12 protein-coding genes and 2 pseudogenes are annotated in these 21,297 nt (G+C 62.9%); 5 read left to right on the top strand and 9 right to left on the bottom strand.

The window, feature by feature from the left end; translation table 11 throughout:
* Positions 1–202: 202 nt before the first annotated feature.
* Positions 203–10,726, bottom strand: coding sequence for an autotransporter-associated beta strand repeat-containing protein (locus tag ACOYXG_RS09230; RefSeq protein WP_460357204.1), 10,524 nt, complete (start codon positions 10,724–10,726; stop codon positions 203–205).
* A gap of 454 nt (positions 10,727–11,180) precedes the next feature.
* Between ACOYXG_RS09230 and ACOYXG_RS09225 the strand changes: the two genes are divergently transcribed.
* Both ACOYXG_RS09225 and ACOYXG_RS09220 read left to right on the top strand, forming a co-directional pair.
* Positions 11,181–12,140, top strand: a complete 960-nt coding sequence (locus ACOYXG_RS09225; protein WP_096797785.1) for a nucleoside-specific channel-forming protein Tsx — start codon at positions 11,181–11,183, stop codon at positions 12,138–12,140.
* A 15-nt stretch (positions 12,141–12,155) separates the two neighbouring features.
* Complete coding sequence (locus tag ACOYXG_RS09220) at positions 12,156–13,178, top strand: purine-nucleoside phosphorylase (RefSeq protein ID WP_460357201.1); 1,023 nt, start codon at positions 12,156–12,158, stop codon at positions 13,176–13,178.
* A 120-nt stretch (positions 13,179–13,298) separates the two neighbouring features.
* On the opposite strand, the gene ACOYXG_RS09215 is transcribed toward ACOYXG_RS09220, so the two are convergent.
* From ACOYXG_RS09215 to ACOYXG_RS09205, 3 genes are all read right to left on the bottom strand, one after another.
* Positions 13,299–14,255, bottom strand: coding sequence for a quinone oxidoreductase family protein (locus ACOYXG_RS09215; RefSeq protein ID WP_460357198.1), 957 nt, complete (start codon positions 14,253–14,255; stop codon positions 13,299–13,301).
* Positions 14,256–14,284: 29 nt separating this feature from the next.
* Positions 14,285–14,458 (bottom strand): DUF1427 family protein, encoded by a 174-nt coding sequence (locus ACOYXG_RS09210; protein WP_007969534.1) that lies wholly within the window; start codon positions 14,456–14,458, stop codon positions 14,285–14,287.
* Positions 14,459–14,670: 212 nt separating this feature from the next.
* The gene (locus ACOYXG_RS09205; RefSeq protein WP_460357195.1) at positions 14,671–15,447 is read right to left on the bottom strand and encodes an AraC family transcriptional regulator; all 777 of its coding nucleotides are present in this window, start codon (positions 15,445–15,447) and stop codon (positions 14,671–14,673) included.
* 136 nt (positions 15,448–15,583) lie between these two features.
* On the opposite strand from ACOYXG_RS09205, the gene ACOYXG_RS09200 reads away from it, so the two are divergent.
* Positions 15,584–15,811 carry a DUF6555 family protein gene (locus tag ACOYXG_RS09200; RefSeq protein ID WP_027613849.1) on the top strand — a complete coding sequence of 76 codons (228 nt, stop codon included), beginning with the start codon at positions 15,584–15,586 and terminating at the stop codon, positions 15,809–15,811.
* Between the two features lie 40 nt (positions 15,812–15,851).
* Complete coding sequence (locus ACOYXG_RS09195) at positions 15,852–16,124, top strand: hypothetical protein (RefSeq protein ID WP_097087736.1); 273 nt, start codon at positions 15,852–15,854, stop codon at positions 16,122–16,124.
* Between the two features lie 22 nt (positions 16,125–16,146).
* Here ACOYXG_RS09195 and ACOYXG_RS09190 read toward each other — a convergent pair whose 3' ends face one another.
* From ACOYXG_RS09190 to ACOYXG_RS09180, 3 genes are all read right to left on the bottom strand, one after another.
* The gene (locus ACOYXG_RS09190; RefSeq protein WP_081730276.1) at positions 16,147–16,314 is read right to left on the bottom strand and encodes a metallothionein; all 168 of its coding nucleotides are present in this window, start codon (positions 16,312–16,314) and stop codon (positions 16,147–16,149) included.
* A gap of 1,039 nt (positions 16,315–17,353) precedes the next feature.
* Positions 17,354–17,809 carry a DMT family transporter gene (locus ACOYXG_RS09185; RefSeq protein ID WP_460357190.1) on the bottom strand — a complete coding sequence of 152 codons (456 nt, stop codon included), beginning with the start codon at positions 17,807–17,809 and terminating at the stop codon, positions 17,354–17,356.
* Between the two features lie 4 nt (positions 17,810–17,813).
* Positions 17,814–18,299 carry a DMT family transporter gene (locus ACOYXG_RS09180; RefSeq protein ID WP_097087815.1) on the bottom strand — a complete coding sequence of 162 codons (486 nt, stop codon included), beginning with the start codon at positions 18,297–18,299 and terminating at the stop codon, positions 17,814–17,816.
* A gap of 113 nt (positions 18,300–18,412) precedes the next feature.
* On the opposite strand from ACOYXG_RS09180, the gene ACOYXG_RS09175 reads away from it, so the two are divergent.
* A complete protein-coding gene (locus ACOYXG_RS09175) occupies positions 18,413–19,348 on the top strand; it encodes a LysR family transcriptional regulator (protein WP_460357187.1) in 936 nt (311 codons plus the stop codon).
* Between the two features lie 126 nt (positions 19,349–19,474).
* Here ACOYXG_RS09175 and ACOYXG_RS09170 read toward each other — a convergent pair.
* Positions 19,475–20,068 (bottom strand): annotated as a pseudogene (locus ACOYXG_RS09170) (methyl-accepting chemotaxis protein); the annotation flags it as partial.
* A 312-nt stretch (positions 20,069–20,380) separates the two neighbouring features.
* Positions 20,381–21,157: pseudogene (locus ACOYXG_RS09165) on the bottom strand (cache domain-containing protein); the annotation flags it as partial.
* Between the last annotated feature and the right edge of the window lie 140 nt (positions 21,158–21,297).

The following is a 21,297-nucleotide window of genomic DNA, read 5'->3' as shown; positions in this document are numbered from 1 at the left end:
CTTCGCGAGCAGGCTCGCTCCCACACGGGATCTCCAGTGGACACAGAGTCGGTGGGTGACAGAGAGCAAATGTGGGAGTGAGCCTGCTCGCGAAAGCTATCGAGCGCTCACCGCCACTTCATCGCCGGACATATAAAGCCGCTCTATCCTGCCTCCCAAAAAAAACCGCCCTTTCGGGCGGCTAAAGTACTTCGACCATGATTCAGAAGCTTTGACTGAAGCTGATGTTGAACGCGCTGTCGTTGTTGTCGCTCGACACCTGGCCTGAGTAGCCGATGCCCAGCTTGCCGGTCGGGGTGACCTGGAAGTCGATGCCGGCTTCGAGCAATGCGCTGTCCTTGGCGATGGGTACGCCCTGGGTGCTGAACGAGGCGCCGCCGTCGATGAAGGTCAGGTCGGCGTCAGGTTTGGTGTCGCCGTAGGCATGCCGCCAGCCGATGGCCGCGCGTGGCGTCAGTTGGCTGCCGTTGGCCAGGGTCACCAATTTGCCGACACGCACACCGAGGGTCGAGTAGGTGATGTCCTGATCGGCGTCGGCCTTCAAGCGCCCCACCCCACCTTTCTCCTTACCGGTGTCGCTGTCGTAGTTGACGTAGGCCAGCCCGGCGAACGGTTCGATGGCAACGCCTGCCGCGTTGATCGCGTAACCCACTTCACCGAACACCTGCGCACTGCGCGCGTCGTAATCGGCCTTCAGGCGATCGTTGTAAGTACCGACGCTGACATCGCGTTTGGTCTCGATGCTGTGCCAGCTGTAAGCCGCGCCGAGGCGCACCGCCAGTGCATCGAATTGCGAGTTCAGATAACCGGCGAGGTGGTAGCTGTCGACCTTGGCATCGGAGTTGCGATCATGCGCGTTGAGATTGCTGCGGGTATAGCCGGCCGCCATCCCGGCACGCCAGGTGTCATCCAGCGCCTTGTCGGTGCCGAGCATGAAACCGCCGAGGTTGCGATCAACTTTTGCCGTGTTGCTGTCGCCGCCCATGTCGCCCCAGGCACCGATAGCCCGGATCCAGCCGACCATTTCCCCGTGGCAGCCGTTGCTGCTCAGTTGCGTGTCGCTCGGTGCCAGGGTTTTGCGTGGATCATCCGCAGCGCTGCACGACGGCTGGCGCATGCGGTCATTAACCGCCTCACGGATGAAGCGCGAGTCCTCAAGCATGGCGCTGGCAGTGCTGGCGTGGATTTCCCCGGAGAGGCTGTCGAACGCATTGCGTGCACCGGCCACGCTGAGGTTGACGATCTGGTTCTGCAACGCCGCGCCGGCCGCTCCGTTATTGGACAGTGCCGTGGCGGTGCCGCGCTGGTTGCCCGTGGCAGCGACATCGGCGAACGAGTTGCCGTTGCGGCTCACGGCCAGGGTCACCGAATCGGCACCGTAGATCAGCGAGCTGTCGAGGAACGCGTACTGCGGCAGATCGGCGGCACTGAAGGTGCCAGTCACACCACCGCCCGCGGTGATCAGCGAGTAAGTGGTGTTGCCGGTGAACGGCGCCAGGCTGTTGACCACCAGACCGCCGCCCAATGCCGCCGTACCACCCACCGCCAGTGGCGTGGCGGTTGGCGAGCTGACGGTCAGCGCCAGTACACCATCGCTGCTGTTGGTCAGGTTGCCGGCCACGCTCAAGGTGCCGTCAGCGCCACCGGAAGCCACCACACCGTGGTTGACCACCGAACCGACGCTGCCGTTACCGCTCAGGCCTGCGCCGTTGGCGACCGTGACTTGTGCGCCCAGCGAAGCCCGGGCCGCACGGCTGCCGACTTGCAGCAGGCCTTGATCGACGGAAACCGTACCGCTGAACGGTTGATTGCCGACCATCAACAGGCGACTCACGCCGCGTTTGAACAGCGCGCCGGTGCCGTTGAGCACACCATTGAACTGGCCATCGGTGTTTTGCTGGAACACCAGCGTGGCGTTGTCGGTGATGTTGCCTTGCAGACTCGTGGTGTTACCGATCAGCGTACCGCCACTGACGGTGGTGCCACCGCTGTAGGTATTGGCGCCAGTCAGCACGAGGGTGCCGGAATCGAGTTTCTCGATACCGCCGGTGCCGATCAGCGGCACGTCGATTTCAGCACTGGCTCCGGCATTGACCCGCACCGGCGCCAGGCTGCCGTCCGCACCGTTGACTGGCGTCAGCGTACCGCCAGCGCCCGGCACCAGGCTGTAGCCGCCGGTGAGGAACTGCAGACCGGTGAAGTTCTGATTGCCCTGCACAGTGACGGTACCGGCCTGGCCACCAAACACTGCGAACTGACCATTGGACGCCAACGCCTGCGTGCCGCTCGGATCGGTCCAGTTGGTGCCCGGGCCCCACACGCCACTGCCGCCACCGATGCTGCCATCAGGGTTGGTAGTGCCGCCGTTCCAGAACTGCACCTCACCCGGCGTGCCTTGTACCAACAGGTTGACCTGATTGGCGATCGCGGTTTGCAGGGTCAGGTTGGCCGCCGATACCGGCAGGCTGCCGTAGACCAGCCCGTTGTCGGTCAGGCTGCCACCGTAGCGGAACAGTTGATAGACCCCGGTGCCGAAACCGCCGGCGTTGCTGATATTCAGCGTGCCGTCGAGGGTCAGGTTACCGGCGACGTTGACCACCGTGGTGGAGCTGGCGGCCAAGCCGAGGCTGAAGTCCAGGTTGGTGCCCGAGGACAGCGCCAGCGAGCCGACCGACAACGGTGTAGCCGTGCCGCCACCGGTCAGCGTCGCACCGCTGGCCAGTTGCACGTTGCCACCCAGTTGCCCGCTGCCGCCGATTTGCGCGCCGCTGGCGACGTTGACGTTGGCGCTGTTGAGCACGCCGTTGACGATCAGGTTGCCGGCCTGCACCGAAGTGTCACCGGTGAAGGTGTTGTTGCCGGTCAGGAGCAATTGGCCGGTGCCGGTTTTGTTCAGCGTGCCGGCGCCGGTGAGGTTGCCGGTGTAGCTGCCGTCGGCGTTCTGCGCGAAGGTCAGTGCCGCGTTGTTAACGATGGCGCCTTGCAGGCTGCTGGTGTCGCCGGTGGTAGTGCCAACGTTCAGCGTGGTGCCGCCGCTGTAGGTGTTGGCGCCGCTAAGCACGAGGTCAGCGCTGCCGTTTTTCACCAGACTGCCTGTGCCGGTGATGGCGCCGAGCAGCGTGGTGTTCTGGTTGCCGGCCAGGGTCAGTTGCGACCCCAGATTGATCGCGTTGGCCAGTTGCAGCGCCGAGGTGCTGTCGAGGCTGGCGTTGCCGGTCACGCTCAGTGCACCGCTGCTGATTGCGCTGTTGTTGCCCAGCACCAGCGTACCGCCAGCGAGCTGAGTACCACCGCTGTAGGTGTTGCTGCCGTTGAGGGTCAGGCTCGAAGCGCCAGACTTGATCAGGCTGCCCGCCCCACTGACTACACCGTCGAGGGTCAAGGCGTTACTGCCAGCGACAGTCAGGCCACCGTTCACCACCACATCGTTGCCCAGCGTGACGGCCGCGTTGCTGTCCAGCGCGGTGCCGTCCGCAGCGGTCAACACACCGCTGCCGAGCGCTGCGTTGTTGCCCACGACGATCTTGCCGCCATTGAGCGCAGTGCCACCGGTGTAACCGTTGGCAGCGTTGAGCACCAGCGTGCCGGTGTCGTATTTGCCGAGGGTGCCGCTGCCGTTAAGCGCAACGCCGACGGTCGCGGTGGCGTTCGGATCGACTCGAACTGTGGCGTTACCCAACGAACCGTTGACCAGATTCAGCGAACCCGCGGTGCCGTCCTGCAGGCTGTAGCCATCGGTGACGAACTGCATGCCGGTGATGGTTTGTGCGCCGTTCACGGTGACCGTGCCCGCCGTTCCCTGGAACACCGCGAAGTTGTTGGTCCAGGCCTGATTGGTGGTGCCGTTGACATCGGTCCAGTTGGTAGTGCCGGTGCCCCAGGTGCCGTTGCCGCCATCGACCGAGCCGTTGGCCACCAGTTGGTTGCCGTCCCAGAACTGCACGGTGACGCCCGGTGCAGTGACCAGCAAATTGATCTGGTTGGCCAGCGCGGTTTGCAGGGTCAGGTCGCCCGGGGTGACGCTGCCCGGCACCGTGCCGATCAGCATGCCGTTGTCGGTCAGGCCGCCGGTGTAGTTGATCAACCGGTACACACCGCTGCCGAAACCACCGATGTCGCTGACATTGAGGTTGCCGTCGAGGGTCAGGTTGCCGCCGACATTCACCAGCGCATTGCCGCCACCGGAAACCGGCGTGCCCAGTCCGACATCGAAATTGGAGTTGGCGTTGAACACCAGCGAGTTGACCGACAAGGTGCTGCCGGTGGCGCCGGCCAGATGACCGCCATCCGCCACGGTTACCGCCCCGCCGAGCGAGCCGCCGCCGGTCAGGGTGCCGCCGCTGTTGACCAGTACGCTGGCGCTGTCCAGCGAGCCACTGACGTTCAAGGTGCCGGCGTTGACCGTGGTGTTGCCGGTCAGGCTGTTGAGGCCGGTCAGGGTCAGCGTACCAGTGCCGAGTTTGCTCAACTCGCCGGTGCCGGTGAGCACGCCGTCAAAAATGCTGCTGGCGTTGTTGCCGCCGATGCTCAGGGTGTTGCCGCCGCCGATCAGCGCTGTACCGCTGCCGGTCAGACTGGCGAGGCTGCCCGAGCCGCCGAGATTGAGAGTTGCCGCAGCGCCGAGGTTGACCCCGGCATTGCTGCCCAGTGCCGAGTTGCCCAGTGTCGTGAGGCTGCCCGATTGCACATCAAAGGTGCCGCTGAAGGTGTTGTTGCCGGATAGCGTCAGGTCGGCCAGACCATTCTTGGTCAGGGTGCCCGCCCCGGCGATCACGCCACCGAGCGTCAGGTTGTTGTTGCCAGCCACGCTCAGGTTGGCATTGACGTTGACGTTGTTGGCCAGCACCAGCGGCGCGGTGGTGTCGAGGGTCGACGCACCCGCCACGGTTACCGCGCCGGAGCCCAGGCCCGCAGAGGTGCCAAGGGTCACGGTGCCGGCGTTCAGTGTGGTGCCGCCGCTGTAAGTGTTAATGCCGTTGAGGGTCAGGTTGGACGCGCCGTTCTTGATCAGACCGCCGGTGCCGCTGACCACGCCGCTGAGCGCTACGTCGTTGCTGCCGGTGTTGCTCAGATTGGCGTTGAGCACCACGTTGTTGCCCAGACTCACTGCTGCGCTGCTGTCCAGCGCCGAAGCGCCGGCCACGGTCAGGTTGCCCAGGCCGAGTGCTGAGTTGCTACCGGCGGTCAGGGTGCCGGCGTTCAGGGTAGTGCCGCCGAGGAAGTTGTTATTGCCGCTGAGGGTCAGATTGGCCGCGCCGTTTTTGCTCAGACTGCCGGCGCCGTTGACCGTACCGGCCAAAGTCAGATCCGCTGTGCCACCGATGCCGAGGTTACCGGCCAGATTCACCGCGTTGTTCACCGAAATCGCCGTGCTCGCATCCAGCGTGCTGCCGCCCGCCGCGTTCAACGTGCCGGAACCCAGCGCCGAGTTCGACGCCAGAACCAATCCGCCAGCGTTCAGCGCCACCGGCCCGAGGAAGGCGTTGTTGCCGCCGAGGGTCAGGTTGGCCGCGCCATTCTTGATCAGGCCACCGGTGCCACCGATCACGCCGTTGAGGGTCAGCGCATTGCTGCCGACCACGGTCAGATTGCCGTTTAGCGTCGCAGCGTTGCCGAGGGTCACCGCAGTGTTGCTGTCCAGTTGTGTGCCGGCGTTGGCGGTCAGTGTGCCGCTGCCCAGCGCGGTGTTGCTGCCGACAATGATCTTGCCGCCGTCCAGCTGCGTGCCGCCGCTGTAGGTGTTGGCGCCATTGAGCACCAGGGTACCGGCGTCGAGTTTATTGAGGATGCCGCTGCCATCGATATTCACGCCGATGGTCGCAGTAACGCCCGGATCAACCCGCAGCGCTGTGGTACCGCCAGTGCCGTTGACTGCGGTCAGTTGCCCCGCCGCGCCGTTGACCAGGTTGTAGCCGTCGGTGAGGAATTGCATACCGGTGAACGCTTGCGTACCGTTCACCGTCACAGTGCCCGCAGCACCCTGGAATACCGCGAAGTCACCGGCCCATGGCTGGTTGACCAGACCATTGGCATCGGTCCAGTTGGTGCCGACAGCATTCCACGTGCCGCTGCCGCCATCGACCACGCCGTTGGCGATGGTCTGGCTGCCGTCCCAGTAACGGATGTTGCTGTTCGGTGCCGACACTTGAATATTGATCTGATTGCCCACGCCGGTCTGCACCACCAGATCGCCAAGGCCATAGCCGACCGGCACGCTGGCGACGTCCAGACCGAGATTGGTCAGGGCACCGGTGTAGTTGAACAGGCGATACACACCGACGCCGAAACCGCCGGCATCGGTGACGTTGAGATTGCCGTCAAGGGTAAGGTTGCCGCCGATGTTCATCAGCGAACTGGTCGACGGAGTCCCCAGCGCCACATCCACGTTGCTACCGGCACCGAGGGTCAGGCCACTGGCTGACAAGGTATTGCCCGATGACAGCGCCAGATGGCCCCCGCTATTAATGTTCACTGTGCCAAGCGCCGAGCCGGTACCGGTCAGGGTACCGCCGGTGTTGACGTTGACCTGTGCACTGCCCAGCGAACCGCTCAGGTTCACGATACCGCCATCGATCGCGGTATTGCCGGTAATGCCGTTGATGCCAGTGAGGTTCAAGGTGCCGGTGCCGACTTTGGTCAGGCCACCGCTGCCACTGAGATCACCATCAAAGGTGCTGGTGACGTTGCCGCCACCGACGGTCAACGTGTTGCTGCCAGTCAGTTGCACACTGCCGCTGCCGGTCAGCGCGCCGAGGCTGGCATCGCTACCGAGATTCAGGCCGGCACCGGCACTGATGTTGACGCCAGAAGTGTTGCCCAGTGCGTTGGTGTTGAGGGTAGTGACGCTGCCGGAGACGATGTTCACGGCGCCGGTAAAGGTGTTGTTGCCGGCCAGAGTCAGGTCCGACAGGCCGTTTTTGGTCAGGCTGCCGGCGCCGTCGATGATGCCGTTGAGGCTCAGGTCGTTATTGCCGGCCACCGTCAGCCCGGCGTTGAGGGTGATCGCGTTGCCGATGCCGAACGAGGCGCTGTTATCGAGAGTCGCCGCGCCGCCGACGGTCAAGCCACCACTACCCAGACCGTTGGCATTGCCCAGGGTCAGGGTACCGGCGTTGAGGGTGGTGCCGCCGCTGAAGGTGTTGTTGCCGTTGAGTGTCAGATTCGCTGCGCCATTCTTGATCAATTGGCCGCTGCCGCTGGTGACGCCACCGAGGGTCAGATTCTGCGTGCCGCCGACGGTCAATCCAGCGTTGAGAGTGACGCCGTTATTGAGGCTGACCAGCGGCGAATTGCTGTCCAGTGTGGCAGCGCCAGCGACGGTCAGTGCGCCGGAACCCAGCGCCGAACTGTTGCCGACGGTCAGCGTACCGGCGTTCAACGTGGTGCCGCCGAGGTAGTTGTTGGCCGCATTGAGAATCAGATTGGCCGCGCCGTCTTTCACCAGACTGCCGGCGCCGCTGACCAGACCGGTCAAGGTCAGATCTGCCGTGCCACCGATATTCAAGGCTCCCGCCAGGCCCACTGCGTTGTTCAGGCTGACGGCGGTGTTGGCGTCCAGCGTGGTATTGGCCGCCGCATTCAGCGTACCGACGCCCAGCGCGGTGTTGCTGCCGACAATCAGCTTGCCGGTGTTCAGTGCAGTGTTGCCGAAATAGGTGTTGGCGCCGTTGAGGGTCAGGTCGGCCGCGCCGTTCTTGGTCAGCCCACCGATGCCGGCGACCACCCCGCCGAGGGTCAGCGCATTGCTGCCGCCGACGGTCAGCGTGCCGCCGAGGTTGACGTTGTTGGCCAGGGTCGCCGCCGTGCTTGCATCCAGCGTGGTGCCGTTCGACGCGTTCAGTGCGCCCGTACCCAGAGCGGTGTTGGAGCCGACCACCAGCGAACCGGCATTCAGCGCCGTGGTGCCGGTGTACGTGTTGTTGCCGGTCAGGGTCAGGCTCGATGCGCCGGTCTTGATCAGGCCGTTCGCGCCACTGATTACCCCGCCGAGGGTCAGCGCGTTGGCGCCGCCTGCGGTGAGGTTGGCATTGAGAATCACGTTGTTGTTCAGGGTCACGGCGGAACTACTGTTGAGGGTGCCCGCGCCTTCCACCGACAAGGCGCCGGTGCCCAGTGCCGCACCGTTGCCGACGGTCAGGCTGCCGGCATTCAGGGTGGTGCCGCCGCTGTAGGTATTGGTGCCGTTGAGGGTGAGATTGGCGGCGCCGTTTTTCACCAGTTGGCTGGTACCGCTGATCCCGCCACCGAGGGTCAGCGCGTTGCTGCCGCCAATCCCCAGACTGTTATTGAGAATGACGTTGTTGTTCAGTGTCACCGCCGCATTGCTGTCGAGCGTCGCCACGCCGCCGACGGTGATGTTGCCGCTGCCGAGCGCCGCATTCGCGCCGGCCGTAATGGTGCCGGCGTTCAACGCGACGGCACCGAGGAAAGTATTGGCGCCATTGAGAATCAGATTGGCCGCGCCGTTCTTGGTCAGCCCGCCGCTGCCGCTGACGATACCGCCGAGGGTCAGGTTGGCGCTGCCGCCGATGTTCAGATTGCCACCGAGTGACACCGCGTTGGTCAGCGCCACCGCGGTGCTGGCATCAAGCGTGGTGCCCGCCGCCGTGGTCAATGCGCCAGTGCCCAATGCGGTGTTGCTGCCGACAATCAGCGTACCGGCGTTGAGCGCGGTGCCGCCGGAGAAAGTGTTATTGCCGCTGAGGCTGAGGCTCGCAGTGCCGTTCTTGATCAGATTGCCGGCGCCGCTGACGACCCCGCTCAGGCCCAGTGCCTGGGTGCCGCCAATGGTCAGATCCGCCGCCAGCGCGACAGCGTTGGCCAGGGTCACCGCCGTGGTCGCATCCAGCGTGGTGCCGGCCGCGGCGTTCAACGCGCCAGTCCCCAGTGCGGTGTTGCTGCCGACGAACAGGCTGCCGGCGTTGAGAAGCGTGTTGCCGGCGTTGGTATTGTTCCCCGTCAGGGTCAGGCTGGCGGTACCGGATTTGGTAATCCCGCCAGTACCGGACAGGACGCCGCCCAGGGTCAGGGCATTGCTGCCGAGCACGTTGAGCGCGCCGGTCATGGCGATGTTGTTGGCCAAGGTAACGTTGGCGGTGCTATCGAGACTGGTGCCGGCAGCGGTGTTCAGCGCGCCGCTACCCAGCGAGTTGTTGTTGGTCACCAGCAGGCTGCCGGCGCTCAAAGTGGTAGTGCCGGTATAGCCGCTGTTGGCGCCACTGAGGGTCAGGCTGCCGGTGCCGGTCTTGGTCAAACCGCTGCTGCCTGTGATCAAGCCGCCGAGGGTCAGAGCGCCGGAGCCGCCGGCCGTCAATGTGCCGCCGAGGCTGATGGCGTTGTTCAGGTTGATCGTGCCGGGCGCGCTCAAGGTGGTCGCGCCGGTGACGTTGACGGTACCGGTGCTCAGCGCCAGGTTGTTGCCCAACTGCACGGTGCCGCCGTTGAGTGTGGTGTTGCCCAGATAGGTGTTGGCAGCGCTGAGGCTCAGTTGCCCGGAACCGACTTTGCTCAGGCCGCCGCTGCCGGAAATCACCCCACTCAGGGTGGTGGCGTTGGTGCCCTGCACGGTCACACCACCGGCGCCGAGGGAGATCAGATTGCTGAGGTTCAACCCGGCGTTGCTGGCCTGGAGGATCCCGCCGTTGGAGGTGAGCACCCCGCTGCCGAACGTGGCGTTGTTGTTGAACTGGGCGACACCGCCATTGAGCGTGGTCGCGCCGCTGACCAGTGGCCCTTGCAAGGTCCAGGTGCCGCTGTTGATGGTCAGGTTGTTGAAGTTGACGTAGGTGGCGCTGGACGCCGTGCCCGTCCCGGTGGTGCCGCCGCCGACACCGACCGGGTTTTGCAGGATCAGGCTGTTGGTACCGCCCGCGCCGCCATCGACAGTGCCGGTCGGGGCGAAGGTCAGGTTGATGCCGATCAGTCCGCCGAGGCCGACGCTGACCTGCACGCCGTCACCGACCTGCACCGAAGAGCCCGTCACCGCCGTAAAGGTGTTGGTGCTGCTCGCGCCCATCGACACGCCGCCGGTGATCGCACCGGCGTTAGTGAAGGTGTTGCCCGCCGCCGAGGTCTCGAAGGCGATCCGGCCGTTGATCACGCCGGTGCTGCTGTTGGTCATGTTGACCTGCGAGCCGCCGTACACACCGACCACCGGGGTGTCGGCCAAGGTGATGCCACCGACCGAGAGTCCGGTCGAGGTGATGGTGCCATTGTTGGTGATGCTGGTAGTGCCGGCCGCAGCGTTGTTCACCGCGATGCCCAGGCCGTCAACGCTGGTCAGGTTGAGCCCGAGCAACATGCCGGTACCGCGAATGATCCCGCTGGCATTGTTGAGCACGCTGACCGTACTGGTTGCGCCCGTACCGATGAAGGCACCGCCGCTCAACACCGAGACCAGCCCAAGCAGCGCCGGGTCGATCGTCCCGGAGTTGTTCAGGCTGATGTTGACCCCGGTCAGGTCCATCACATGGCCGCCGAGCGTCGCGTTCATCTGCGCCCCGGAGTTGACGTTGACCGTCAGACCGTTGGTGGCACTGGCAAAATTGTTGAGAAACAGCGGCAGACTCGGCACGCCGGTACAGGTCACCGTGGAGCCTGCCGTGGAGCATGTGGCCAGTGCCGGTGCGCTGACCCCACCGAACAACAGTCCGGCAACGCTCAGGTGCACAGCAAGGGAAAGTGGGGAAAAACGCGAAACGAGGGCGACACCAAACCTTGCTTCCACGGGCTACTCCTTGTCGTGGCCAAATTCTTCCTTGAAGGCGTGGGAGACGTGCTTATTCCACACGCGAATCAAGACTGCGACGGTCATCACAAAACCGCGTCTTGGCTGACAAGCTAGTAGACGCCCCGCGATGGGGCACTGATTAAATGGTGTTAATACTTTAATACTAGAACCGTCTAGAACGCGGGTTTCGGCCAGTAAACACTGGGTTTGGCGACACCTGACTAACCCTGTGGGAGCGGGCTTGCTCGCGAAAGCGGTGTATCTGAGAAGGATGTGTCACCTGACCCGACGCCTTCGCGAGCAAGCCCGCTCCCACAAGGGGAAATGGGTGTATCTGGAAAACTGGTACGCCTTGTGCAAACGTTTGCGACCTGCCTATCACGGCTTTTTCGTAACAAAACCGTACAGACCCGCAGAACCCGGGCCTCGATCCGCAAAAAAAGGACTTTGAATGCACGTTGCTTCCCTTCTTCGCGCCCCGTTTGCGCGCACGTTTGCTGTTTCCTTGCTACTGACCGGCGTTACCGGAGTTCTCAGCCACAGCGCGTTGGCGCAACCGGCCCTGCCCGACGAATCCGCTCAGGGCGAAGCCCTCAGCCCGGAAGCTGCCCCGCCGAAAAAAGGCGCGTATCTGTCGGACTGGTATAACCAGGACCTGACGCTGATCGGCAGCAAGGACATCAGCTTCGGGCCGCAACCGGCCGACGATATCTACCTGGAATACGAGTACTTCGGGCGCAAGGGTCCGTTCGAGCTGTACGGCTACGTCGACATTCCGAAGATCTTCAACATCGGCAACAGCCACGACAAAGGCGTGTGGGACCACGGCTCACCGGTGTTCATGGAACACGAGCCGCGCATCTCCATCGACTACCTCGCCGGCCGCAGCCTGGCCATCGGCCCGTTCAAGGAATGGTACGTGGCGTTCGACTGGATCTACGATCACGGCAGCCGTAAAGAGAACCGCGCCAACACGCTGTACAGCGGCTTCGGCACCGACATCGACACCCATTCGCGGGTCAACCTGTCGGCCAACCTGTACGGGCGCTACCAGTGGGAAAACTACGGCGCGAGCAATGAGTATTCATGGGACGGCTACCGCGCGCAGCTCAAGTACATCGTGCCCATCGACAAATTCAGCAACGGCGCGTCGCTGACCTACATCGGTTTCACCAACTTCGATTTCGGCTCGGACATTCACAAGGACAATCCGGCGCGCACCGCCAATGCCACGGTGGCGACCAACGTGCTGTTGTACTCGTTCACCCACCTGCGTTTCACCCTGGTCGGCCGTTACTTCCACAACGGCGGCAATTGGGAAGACGGCAGCGAGCTGAACTTCGGCGACGGCAATTTCCGCGCGCGCTCCAACGGTTGGGGTTACTACGCCGGCATCGGCTACCAGTTCTGAAATCAGGAGATTCTCATGCAAGCAATGACGCGTCTGACCCTGGCCGCTGCGGCCCTGCTCTCTTCCACTGCGTGGGCGGCTGAAGCGCCGATCCAGCCGAAAGTGGTGCTGATTACCATGTTCGCCCCCGAGGCACAGAACTGGATCGAGCGCCTCGACCTAAAACAGGAAATCCGCGTACCGGGGCTGTCCGCCGAGTACCCGACCATCCGCTGCAACACGCACCAGGTGTGCCTGCTGACCACCGGCATGGGCCAGACCAACGCCGCCGCCTCGACCTTGGCACTGGCGCTGTCGCCGAAATTCGACCTGCGCAAAAGCTGGTTTCTGATTGCCGGGATCGCCGGCATCAGCCCGAAACACGGGACCATCGGCACCGCGGCGTGGGCGCATTACCTGGTGGAATTCGGCACGCAATGGGAGCTGGATTCGCGCGATGCGCCGGCGAGCTGGCCGACCGGCTACCTGGGCATCAACACCAAGGGTCCGACCGAAAAGCCGCCGCTGGACTACAAGACCGAAGTCTTCGAACTCAACCCGACACTGCAGGCCAAAGCCTTCGCCCTGAGCCACAAGGTCGAACTGAGCGAGAGCAAGGAATCGGCGGCGTGGCGCCGGAAATACCCGTCGGCCCCGGCCAATCAGCCGCCCGTGGTCACGCGCTGCGACACGCTGGCGGGCAACACCTGGTTCTCCGGTACACGCCTGAGCGAACGCGCCGAGGTCTGGACCAAACTGCTGACCGATAACAAGGGTGAATACTGCACCACACAACAGGAAGACAACTCCACCTATGACGCGCTGCTGCGTGCCAGTCGCGAAGGTCTGGTGGATGTGCAGCGTCTGGCGGTGGTGCGTGCCGGCTCTGACTTTGATCGTCCGGAGCCGGGCGGCAGTGAAGTGGATAATCTGCTGAAATACGCCGATCAGGGCGGGTTCGTGCCGGCGCTGGAAAACCTCTATCGTGCCGGCAACCCGCTGGTGCAGGACATTCTGAAAAACTGGTCGGCGTGGGAAAACGGCGTCCCGCAATCCTGAGTACAACACGGTAAAAATGTGGGAGCGGGCTTGCTCGCGAATGCGGTGTATCAGCCAATACTTGCTTCGCTGACACACCGCTTTCGCGAGCAAGCCCGCTCCCACAGTTGTTTTGTGGTGTCAGGGAATAAGGATAATCTTGTCGCCACTGCCCTGATTCACCTGCGCGTAGCTGTCCAACCCCTCCGCCAGCGGCACCTCCACCAACCCCTGCGGCAACGGCAACAGATCCTCATCAAAGAACCGCCCAAACTGCTCGAGCATCGCCGCACAGGCTTGCACGCCGTACAACAGCGAGTTGATCCCGACCACCGAACCGCCCTTGCGGTACAACGCCAGCGCCGGCAACTGCACATGGCCGTCGACCGGTGCGGCGATGATCGCGATGCGCCCGAAGGCTGCCAATGCCGCGACCGAGGCCGGCAGCCAGAAGCCGGTGGTGTCGAAGATCACGTCAGCGCCACCGCTGTACACCGCGTTGACCTGCGCGCCGAGGTCTTCGGGTTTATCCAGCTGAATCGTCTGGAAGCCCTGCGCCTGCAACTCCTTGACCTGCTCCGGCCGCCGCGCTGCCGCGAGGATCTGCGCACCGCGCACCTTGGCCAACGCCAATGCCGCCGTGGCCACCGCGCCGCCGCCGATCACCAGCAAACGGGTTTCAGCGCTCACCAGACTGCGCTCCAGCGCATCCCACGCCGTGGTGTACGGCACGCCGAGGCTGGCCGCCTGGGCGAAACTCAAGTGCGACGGTTTGTGCGCCACGCCATTAGCCGGCAGTTTGACGAACTGCGCGTGCGAGCCATCGGCGAAAAAGCCCAGCTCACGCCCGGTGCCCCAGACTTCCTGACCGAGCAACGCCTGCGGGCCTTCGACCACGACACCGGCAAAATCACGCCCGGGAATCCGTGGCAACGTGGTGTACGGAAATCGTCCGAGCACGTTCTTCACATCGCTGGGGTTCAGACCGGCCGCCTTGATCTCCACCAGCACTTCATCAGCGCCGGGCAGCGGGGTCGGTACGTCGACGAAATGCAGGGAAGACAGATCGCCGGTTTTATCGAATTGCAGTGCTTTCATGAGGACATCCATCAAAGGGAAAAAGGAATTCAGGACAGCCAACCGGCGACCAGTTGCCGGCCCATCGGCCACAGCTGCTCACCCGCGAGCATGCCCAGCAGCCCCACCAGCGCGATGGCCGGAGGTGCCGGGGAACGAAAATCCAGCGCGCCATAGAGCAGGCCGACACCGAGACCGATGGCCAGCGAAATCAGGTAGTTCATGGAGGAAACTCCGCCGCGTGAAAGGAATGGGCAAAGTCTAGGGAAGGATCGGCAGAGGTGTCGGCCAAGGACTTCTGAATTTCGGCCAATTCCCCGCGTTCACTGTCGTCCCCTGTGGGAGCGGGCTTGCTCGCGAAGGCGGCGGGTCAGTCACCTTATGCTTCACAGACAAACCGCTTTCGCGAGCAAGCCCGCTCCCACAGGGATTGCGTTCAGGTGGCCGTAAATTGCGAAGGCGCCACGCCCAGCTCGCGCCGGAACATGTCACTGAAACTGCTCGGCGAATACCCCAGCTCGCGAGCGATCGCGCTCACCGGCACGCCCTGAATCAACTCGGCCACCGCCGTCGCCAGTTGCACCTGCCGCCGCCATTCGGCGAAGCCCATGCCCAGACTGTCCTTGAACAGCCGCGCCAGCGTGCGCACGCTGGCCCCGGCGTTTTCCGCGTGCTGTTCGAACGGAATGTCCAGCGACGGTGACGCCATCACCGCCTGGCACAGATTCATCAGGCGCCGGTCGGAATCGTCCGGCAGCGGGATCTTCAATTGCGAGCGCCGGGCACGCTTGAGCTCCAGCAACGCCAGCCCGACCAACGCGTCGTAATAGGCCGGCTCACCGCTATCGCCCTGCTCCACCAGCCCGACGATCAACTCGCGCAACAGCCCTCCGACTTCAATCACCTGCACTGTCGGATCCAGCGTTGCCGCCAGCACCGGGCGCAGGTAGATATTGCGCATTTGCAAGTCCGAGACCACGCGAATTCCATGCGGCACCCCGGGTGGCAACCACACCGCGCGCTGCGGCGGCACCACCAGTGCCTCATGCGGGGTTTCAACCCACATCACTCCGCTCATCGCATACAGCAACTGCCCCCAGACATGCTCGTGCGGCTCGATGAACAACCCGCGCGGATAAGTGCGCGCCAGCGGTTGTACCGGCACATCGGTATCCGTGAGATCGGGGGGTGCGGCGAGGGCCATGGCGAGCATTCATTGGGGTTGGCGGAAGGCGCATGGTAACCAGTCGGTCACAGCGTCGACAACGATAGATACCGTCGGACAATCCGAGTGAATTTTCCCGACGCGCCGCGATCCTTCTAATACCACAGGGAGGATTACGGGCTTTATGAACAACGCAAAACTGTTTGTCATCGATTACACCCTTCACGGCACGCCTAAGTCGTTCATTATCCGCTCGGACAGAATGGACAACGCCGAGGCGTGGCACTGGGCAAGCTGCGATGCCGGTGTGGGTCGCATCCCGCGTTTCGGCCGGGAAAAAGTGCAAAAGACCAGCAAACCGATGGCGGAGAAATTCGGCGTGGAAAATGTCACATGGCGACCGGCGAGCTAGACTCTCGTCAGGCGATGGGGACTCTTTGGGGGCGTACACAATGACCAGCATCTTCAGCCCGGCGCATCTGGATTACGGACTGGACACCCTGTTCGGACGTATCACCAAAAGCGTGGACTGTCGGGTGGGTCTTGAGGCTGTCGAAGACGACCCGTATAGCTTCGCCCTGCGTGTGCCGGCGCCGTTACCGGAAGACCTCGACCAGGCGAAAACCGTGGTGGTCATGGTTGACGGGCGACGGCTGCAAGGCACGGTGCGCCATACCGAACGGCTGGATGATGAAAGCCTGAAACTGCAAGTGGAGCCTGATTAGGCTCCACTTTTTTTGCGCGCGGTTATTTGGGGTGGGCGCAATGGCAGCCTTTGCTTGAACACTCTTCACCACCCTTGTGGTGGTGAGCGCAGGCTTCACAGCAATAGTGTTTACCGTGCACGGCGTAGGCGTGGTCGCCTTCCTTGATCGTGCATTTGCAGTTGGGGCAGTCGCATTTTCTATCGGGCATGGGGGCAGACTCCTTTTTTTGGTGGTTGTCTGGGGCTTGCGAGGGCAAGCCGTAGAGAACAGTGTAGGAGCTGCCGAAGGCTGCGATCTTTTGATCTGGTTTTTTTCGGGAATTGGGTGAATATCCGTTTCTTCGGGTATTGGCGATATCGGGTGAATATCCGTTTCTTCGGGTATTGGCGATATCGGGTGAATATCCGTTTCTTCGGGTGCTGCCGCTGGCGGTTTCGCTCTTACAGCGAGTCACCTTTTCCAAACGCCGAAAAGGTAACCCAAAAGGCTTTGCCCCGGCGTACGGCACTTCGCTTAGGCTCAGTGTTCCCTCGCTACGGTGTCCATCCGGGGGCATCGCCTCCGGTTTGCTTCGCTGCACCTCCTCTCGATGGATGCGGCTTCGCCGCATGGCGCTGCGCGCCTAACCCCCGGATGAACACCTCCGCTCGGCCTGCCGAAGGGGCTGAAGATCAAAAGCCAAATCAAGAGCCAAAGCAAAGCCAAAGCAGATCAAAAGATCACAGCCTTCGACAGTTTCTACATGGGATGGGGGGGTGCTTTCAGTTAGAGATTGGTCGGCTGGCAGGCCGCCTTCGCGAGCAAGCCCGCTCCCACAGTTGGAATGGGTGGCTTCAGTTGGAAATTGGTCGGCTGTCAGGCCGCCATCGCCAGCAGGCTAGCTCCTACAATTTAGAGAGTGTGCGCCCCATGCGGCGAGGCCGCCCCACTCAACACAATGAGCGTTAGCTCGAGTACCGCTTTTGATCTGAGGGCCCGTCGGCAGGCTGAGTGGAGGGGTTTATCCGGGGGTGGGAGCGCAGCGACCGTTTGGCGCAGCCAAACACAGCGAGAGGAGGTGCAGCGAAGCAAACCGTAGGCGCTGCCCCCCGGATGAATCCCGCCGCGAAGGAACCCGAGCCTAGGCGAGGGCCGAACGTCAGGGTAAAGCCTTTTTGGTTACTTTTTCGGCGTCTGGAAAAAGTGACCCGCCGTAAGGGCGGAACCCTAAGTGGCCGTTACCGCAGCAGCGGATATACACCCAAAACTCAATCAGAAGCCCGAACACTACTCCGATACATAAAGACCAAAGCCAACCCCAGACACACCATCGCCAACACCCGCGAGGACGAAAGCTCGATCGCCGGATTCCCCAGCCAGCCAAAATTATCGATCAACATCCCCATCCCAAGTTGGCCAACAATCACCGCAACAGTCGCCACCGCAGTCCCCACAACAGGCACCGCGCCAACCATGACCATCATGTAAACCACGCCAAACAGCGCCCCGCAGACCTGCCACTTCGGCACATCGAGCAAACTCACCGCATGCGCCGGCTCAAAAAACACAATCAACAATCCGGTGACCACAGCCCCGACGAAAAACGTCAGCAAACTGCTGCGCAACACCCCGACGCTTTCACCGAGGCGTCCATTGATCGCCGCCTGGACGCTCAACACCGCGCCAGCCAACACCACCACTGCCAACAAAATAACCAGACTCATATTCTCAACCCCGCGCAATCAGAACCAGTGCCACCACTATCAACCCCAACGCCAGCCACCGCTCGGCATTGACCTTCTTGCGCGTCGCGCCGAACCAGCCGAAATGGTCGATCAGCACACTCTTGCCGACCTGCCCGGACAGGATCGCGATCATCGTCATCGCGATCCCGATATGCGGCGTTGCCAGGGTCAGCACCACCACGTACATCGGCCCGAGAAAGCCGCCGATCAATTGCCAGCGCGGCAGATCGGTCAGCGCCGGGCCTTTCTGCGGGCCGGCGAACAACAGCAGCAAAAACAGAATCGCCGAACCCACGCCGAAGATGCTCAAGGTCGCCCACAGATGCCCGACCTGCTCCCCCAGCGGCCCCAGTAACCCGGCCTCCACCGACAGGCCCATGCCGGCCAGAATCACCAGCGGCAGCAACAACAGGCGCAACCACGACCGGGTCGCCGGCGCCGGCACACTCACTTCATCCAATGTCTGCATCATCCAAAACCCACGCAAGTAAACGATGGCGCGGATTATCGGCTGGCGTAGCTGTGCGATAAATGGGAGCATCCGGACAACACTTTTGCGTAACTCGCACAGCAGGAAGATCCATGCACGGGCTGAATGAACTGGGATTCAAGGCGCTGAGGCTGTTTGTGGCAGTGCTCGACCACGGCAGTTTTTCCGAAGTCGCCCGGCGCGAGGGCGTGGCGCCCTCTTCGATTTCACGGCAGATCCAGTTGATGGAGCAGGCGCTGAACCAGCAATTGCTCTACCGCCACACCCGCGCCGTGACGCCGACCGAGGCCGGGCGCATGCTCGGCCACCATGCGCGGCTGGTGCTGGTGCAACTGGAAGAGGCCGAGCAGGCGTTGCAGGAACAGCAAAGCGAACCCACCGGGCTGGTGCGGATCAACGCGCCGGTGGTGTTCGGCCAACGGCATCTGACGCCGTGGCTCGGTCAGTTGTGCGCGCGCTATCCAAAGCTGCAACTGGACATCCAGCAGACTGACCATTACGTCGACCCGTTGCAGGAAGGCGCCGACCTGCTGTTTCGCATCGGCCCGATGCACGACTCAAGCATGCAGGCGCGGATTCTGGCGCCGCACCGTTTCCAGGTCGCGGCCAGCCCGACTTATCTGAAGCGCCACGGCACGCCGCAGCATCCCGACGAACTCGCGCAACACCAGTGCCTGGCCTACAAAGGTGCGACCGGTCAGCAACGCTGGTTTTTCCGTAAGGATCAGGGCGACTGGACGCCTTACTCGGTCAAAGGCCCGATCACTGGCAACCACGCCGACACCCTCACCCAGGCCGCCGAGCAAGGCCTGGGGCTGGTGATGTTTCCGTCCTGGCTGATTGGTGAGGCGGTGCGCGAAGGCACGCTGGTGCCAGTGCTGGGCGAATATCAGGTGTCGAACAGCCTGGAGCCGCAGCAGATCGCAGTGCTGTGGCCGGGAAGTCGAAGGTTGTCGGTGAAGGTGCGGACGGTGATCGATTTCTTTGTCGAGTGCTTTGGCGAAGTGCCGTACTGGGACAGACCCTAAGTCCTACACAAAACCCAATGTGGGAGCGGGCTTGCTCGCGAAGGCGGTGTGTCAGATACAAGAATACTGACTGACATGACGCCTTCGCGAGCAAGCCCGCTCCCACAATGAGGTTTTACAGACTTTTTAAATGCGGAACTGGCCCACCAGTTTGCCCAATCGCTGGCCAAGTTCCGCCAGACTGCGCGAAGTCTGCGCGCCCAACTGGGTCTCATCCGCCACGCTGTCCACCGCCACCGCGATCTGATGCACGCTGCGGTTGATCTCTTCGGCCACTGCCGTTTGTTCCTCAGCAGCACTGGCGATCTGCGCGTTCATCGAGTTGATCGTCGCGATCAGGTCAGCCATGGCATCCAGCGACGCCCCGGCCTGATTGGCCTGCGCCGAAGTGCCATCGCCCGCTTCACTGGAACGGCGCATCGCCTCGACCGCCGACTGGGTACCCGCTTGCAGGCGATCGATCATCCCTTGAATCTCCTGGGTGCTGATCTGCGTGCGGCTGGCCAGTGCCCGCACTTCGTCCGCCACCACTGCAAAGCCGCGCCCGGCCTCCCCGGCGCGCGCCGCTTCAATCGCCGCGTTGAGTGCCAGCAGATTGGTCTGCTCGGCAATCGAACGAATCACCCCGAGCACGCCGACAATCGACGACACGTCCTGCTGCAGGCTGTCGAGCGACACGCCGCTGCTGCGAATGTCATCCACCAGCGCATGAATCTGCTTGATGCTGCCGGCCACCACGCGCTTGGCGCTCTGGCCTTCTTCATCAGTCTGCTGCGCGGCGACCGCTGCGTTCTGCGCGCTCTTGGCGACTTCCTGGGCGGCGGCGGACATCTCGTTGATCGCCGTGGCGACCTGATCGGTCTCGTGGCGCTGACGCTCCATGGCCTGATCGGAACGCTGAGCCTGATCGGAAACCTGGGTCACCAGGCCGGTGAGTTGCGTGGTCATTTCGGTGATCTGCCGCACCAGACCGTGGATCTTGTCGACGAAGCGGTTGAACGAGCCGGCCAGTTCGCCGAGTTCGTCCTGGCTGGTGATGTTCAACCGGCGCGTGAGATCGCCCTCGCCCGCCGCGATGTCGTCGAGGTTGGCTTTCATCAGGTTCAACGGCCGCAGAATGGTGTTGGCCAGCAGCATCCCCGCGATGGCAATCACCAGCAGCACCAGCACCGCCACGCCGACGATGCTGAGGATCACGCCTTGCATGCGCTCCTGCACTTGCGCCTCGACCACTGCCACTTGCGCTTCAATGCCGTCGAGGTTGACCGAGGTACCGACCGCCATGTCCCACTTCGCCAGGTACTCGGTGTAGCCGAGTTTCGGCACCAGCACACTGGCATTGCCCGGCAGTGGCGAGCTGTATTGCAGATAGTGGGTGCCGTCCTTCGCCACTTTCACCAACCCGAGGTTGACGTAGACGCCATTGGGGTCGCGGTTGTCCTTGAAGCTTTTGCCCACACCTTCGGGGTCGTTGGCCTTGAACAGGCGCACGGTCTCGGAGTCGTAGCCGAAGAAGTAGCCGTCCTTGCCGTAGCGGATGCCCGACAGCAGCTTGATCGCCTGCGCCCGCGCCGCGTTGTCACCGGGGGCGGCAGCGTCGTACAGCGGTTTGATCGTGGTCATCGCCACGGCGACGTAACTTTGCAACGTGGCCTTGGCGTCGGCGAGCAGGCGTTCGCGGGTCTGTTCGACCTCGGTGTGCGCCTGTTGCTGGAGGATAAACAGCGTGGTCAGGCTGATGACCAGCGCAAAGAGCAGCACCGGCAGGACGGCAAGGGACAGGACTTTGGCCTTGAGACTCAAGCGCATTGGGGGGGCTCACTCTTTTGGTTTTATTGGCGTGGTTAAAGGCGTTAACGGCACGCAAAAGCAAAAGTTGAGTCTGCAGACACTGTATCTCCCTGTGGGAGCGAGCCTGCTCGCGAAGGCGTCGTGTCAGCCAGCCTGTT

The sequence above is a fragment of the Pseudomonas sp. G3-39 genome (genome assembly GCF_054790485.1).
The sequence above is the reverse complement of the archived record's forward strand: the minus strand, read 5'-3'. Positions and strand labels throughout refer to the sequence as shown.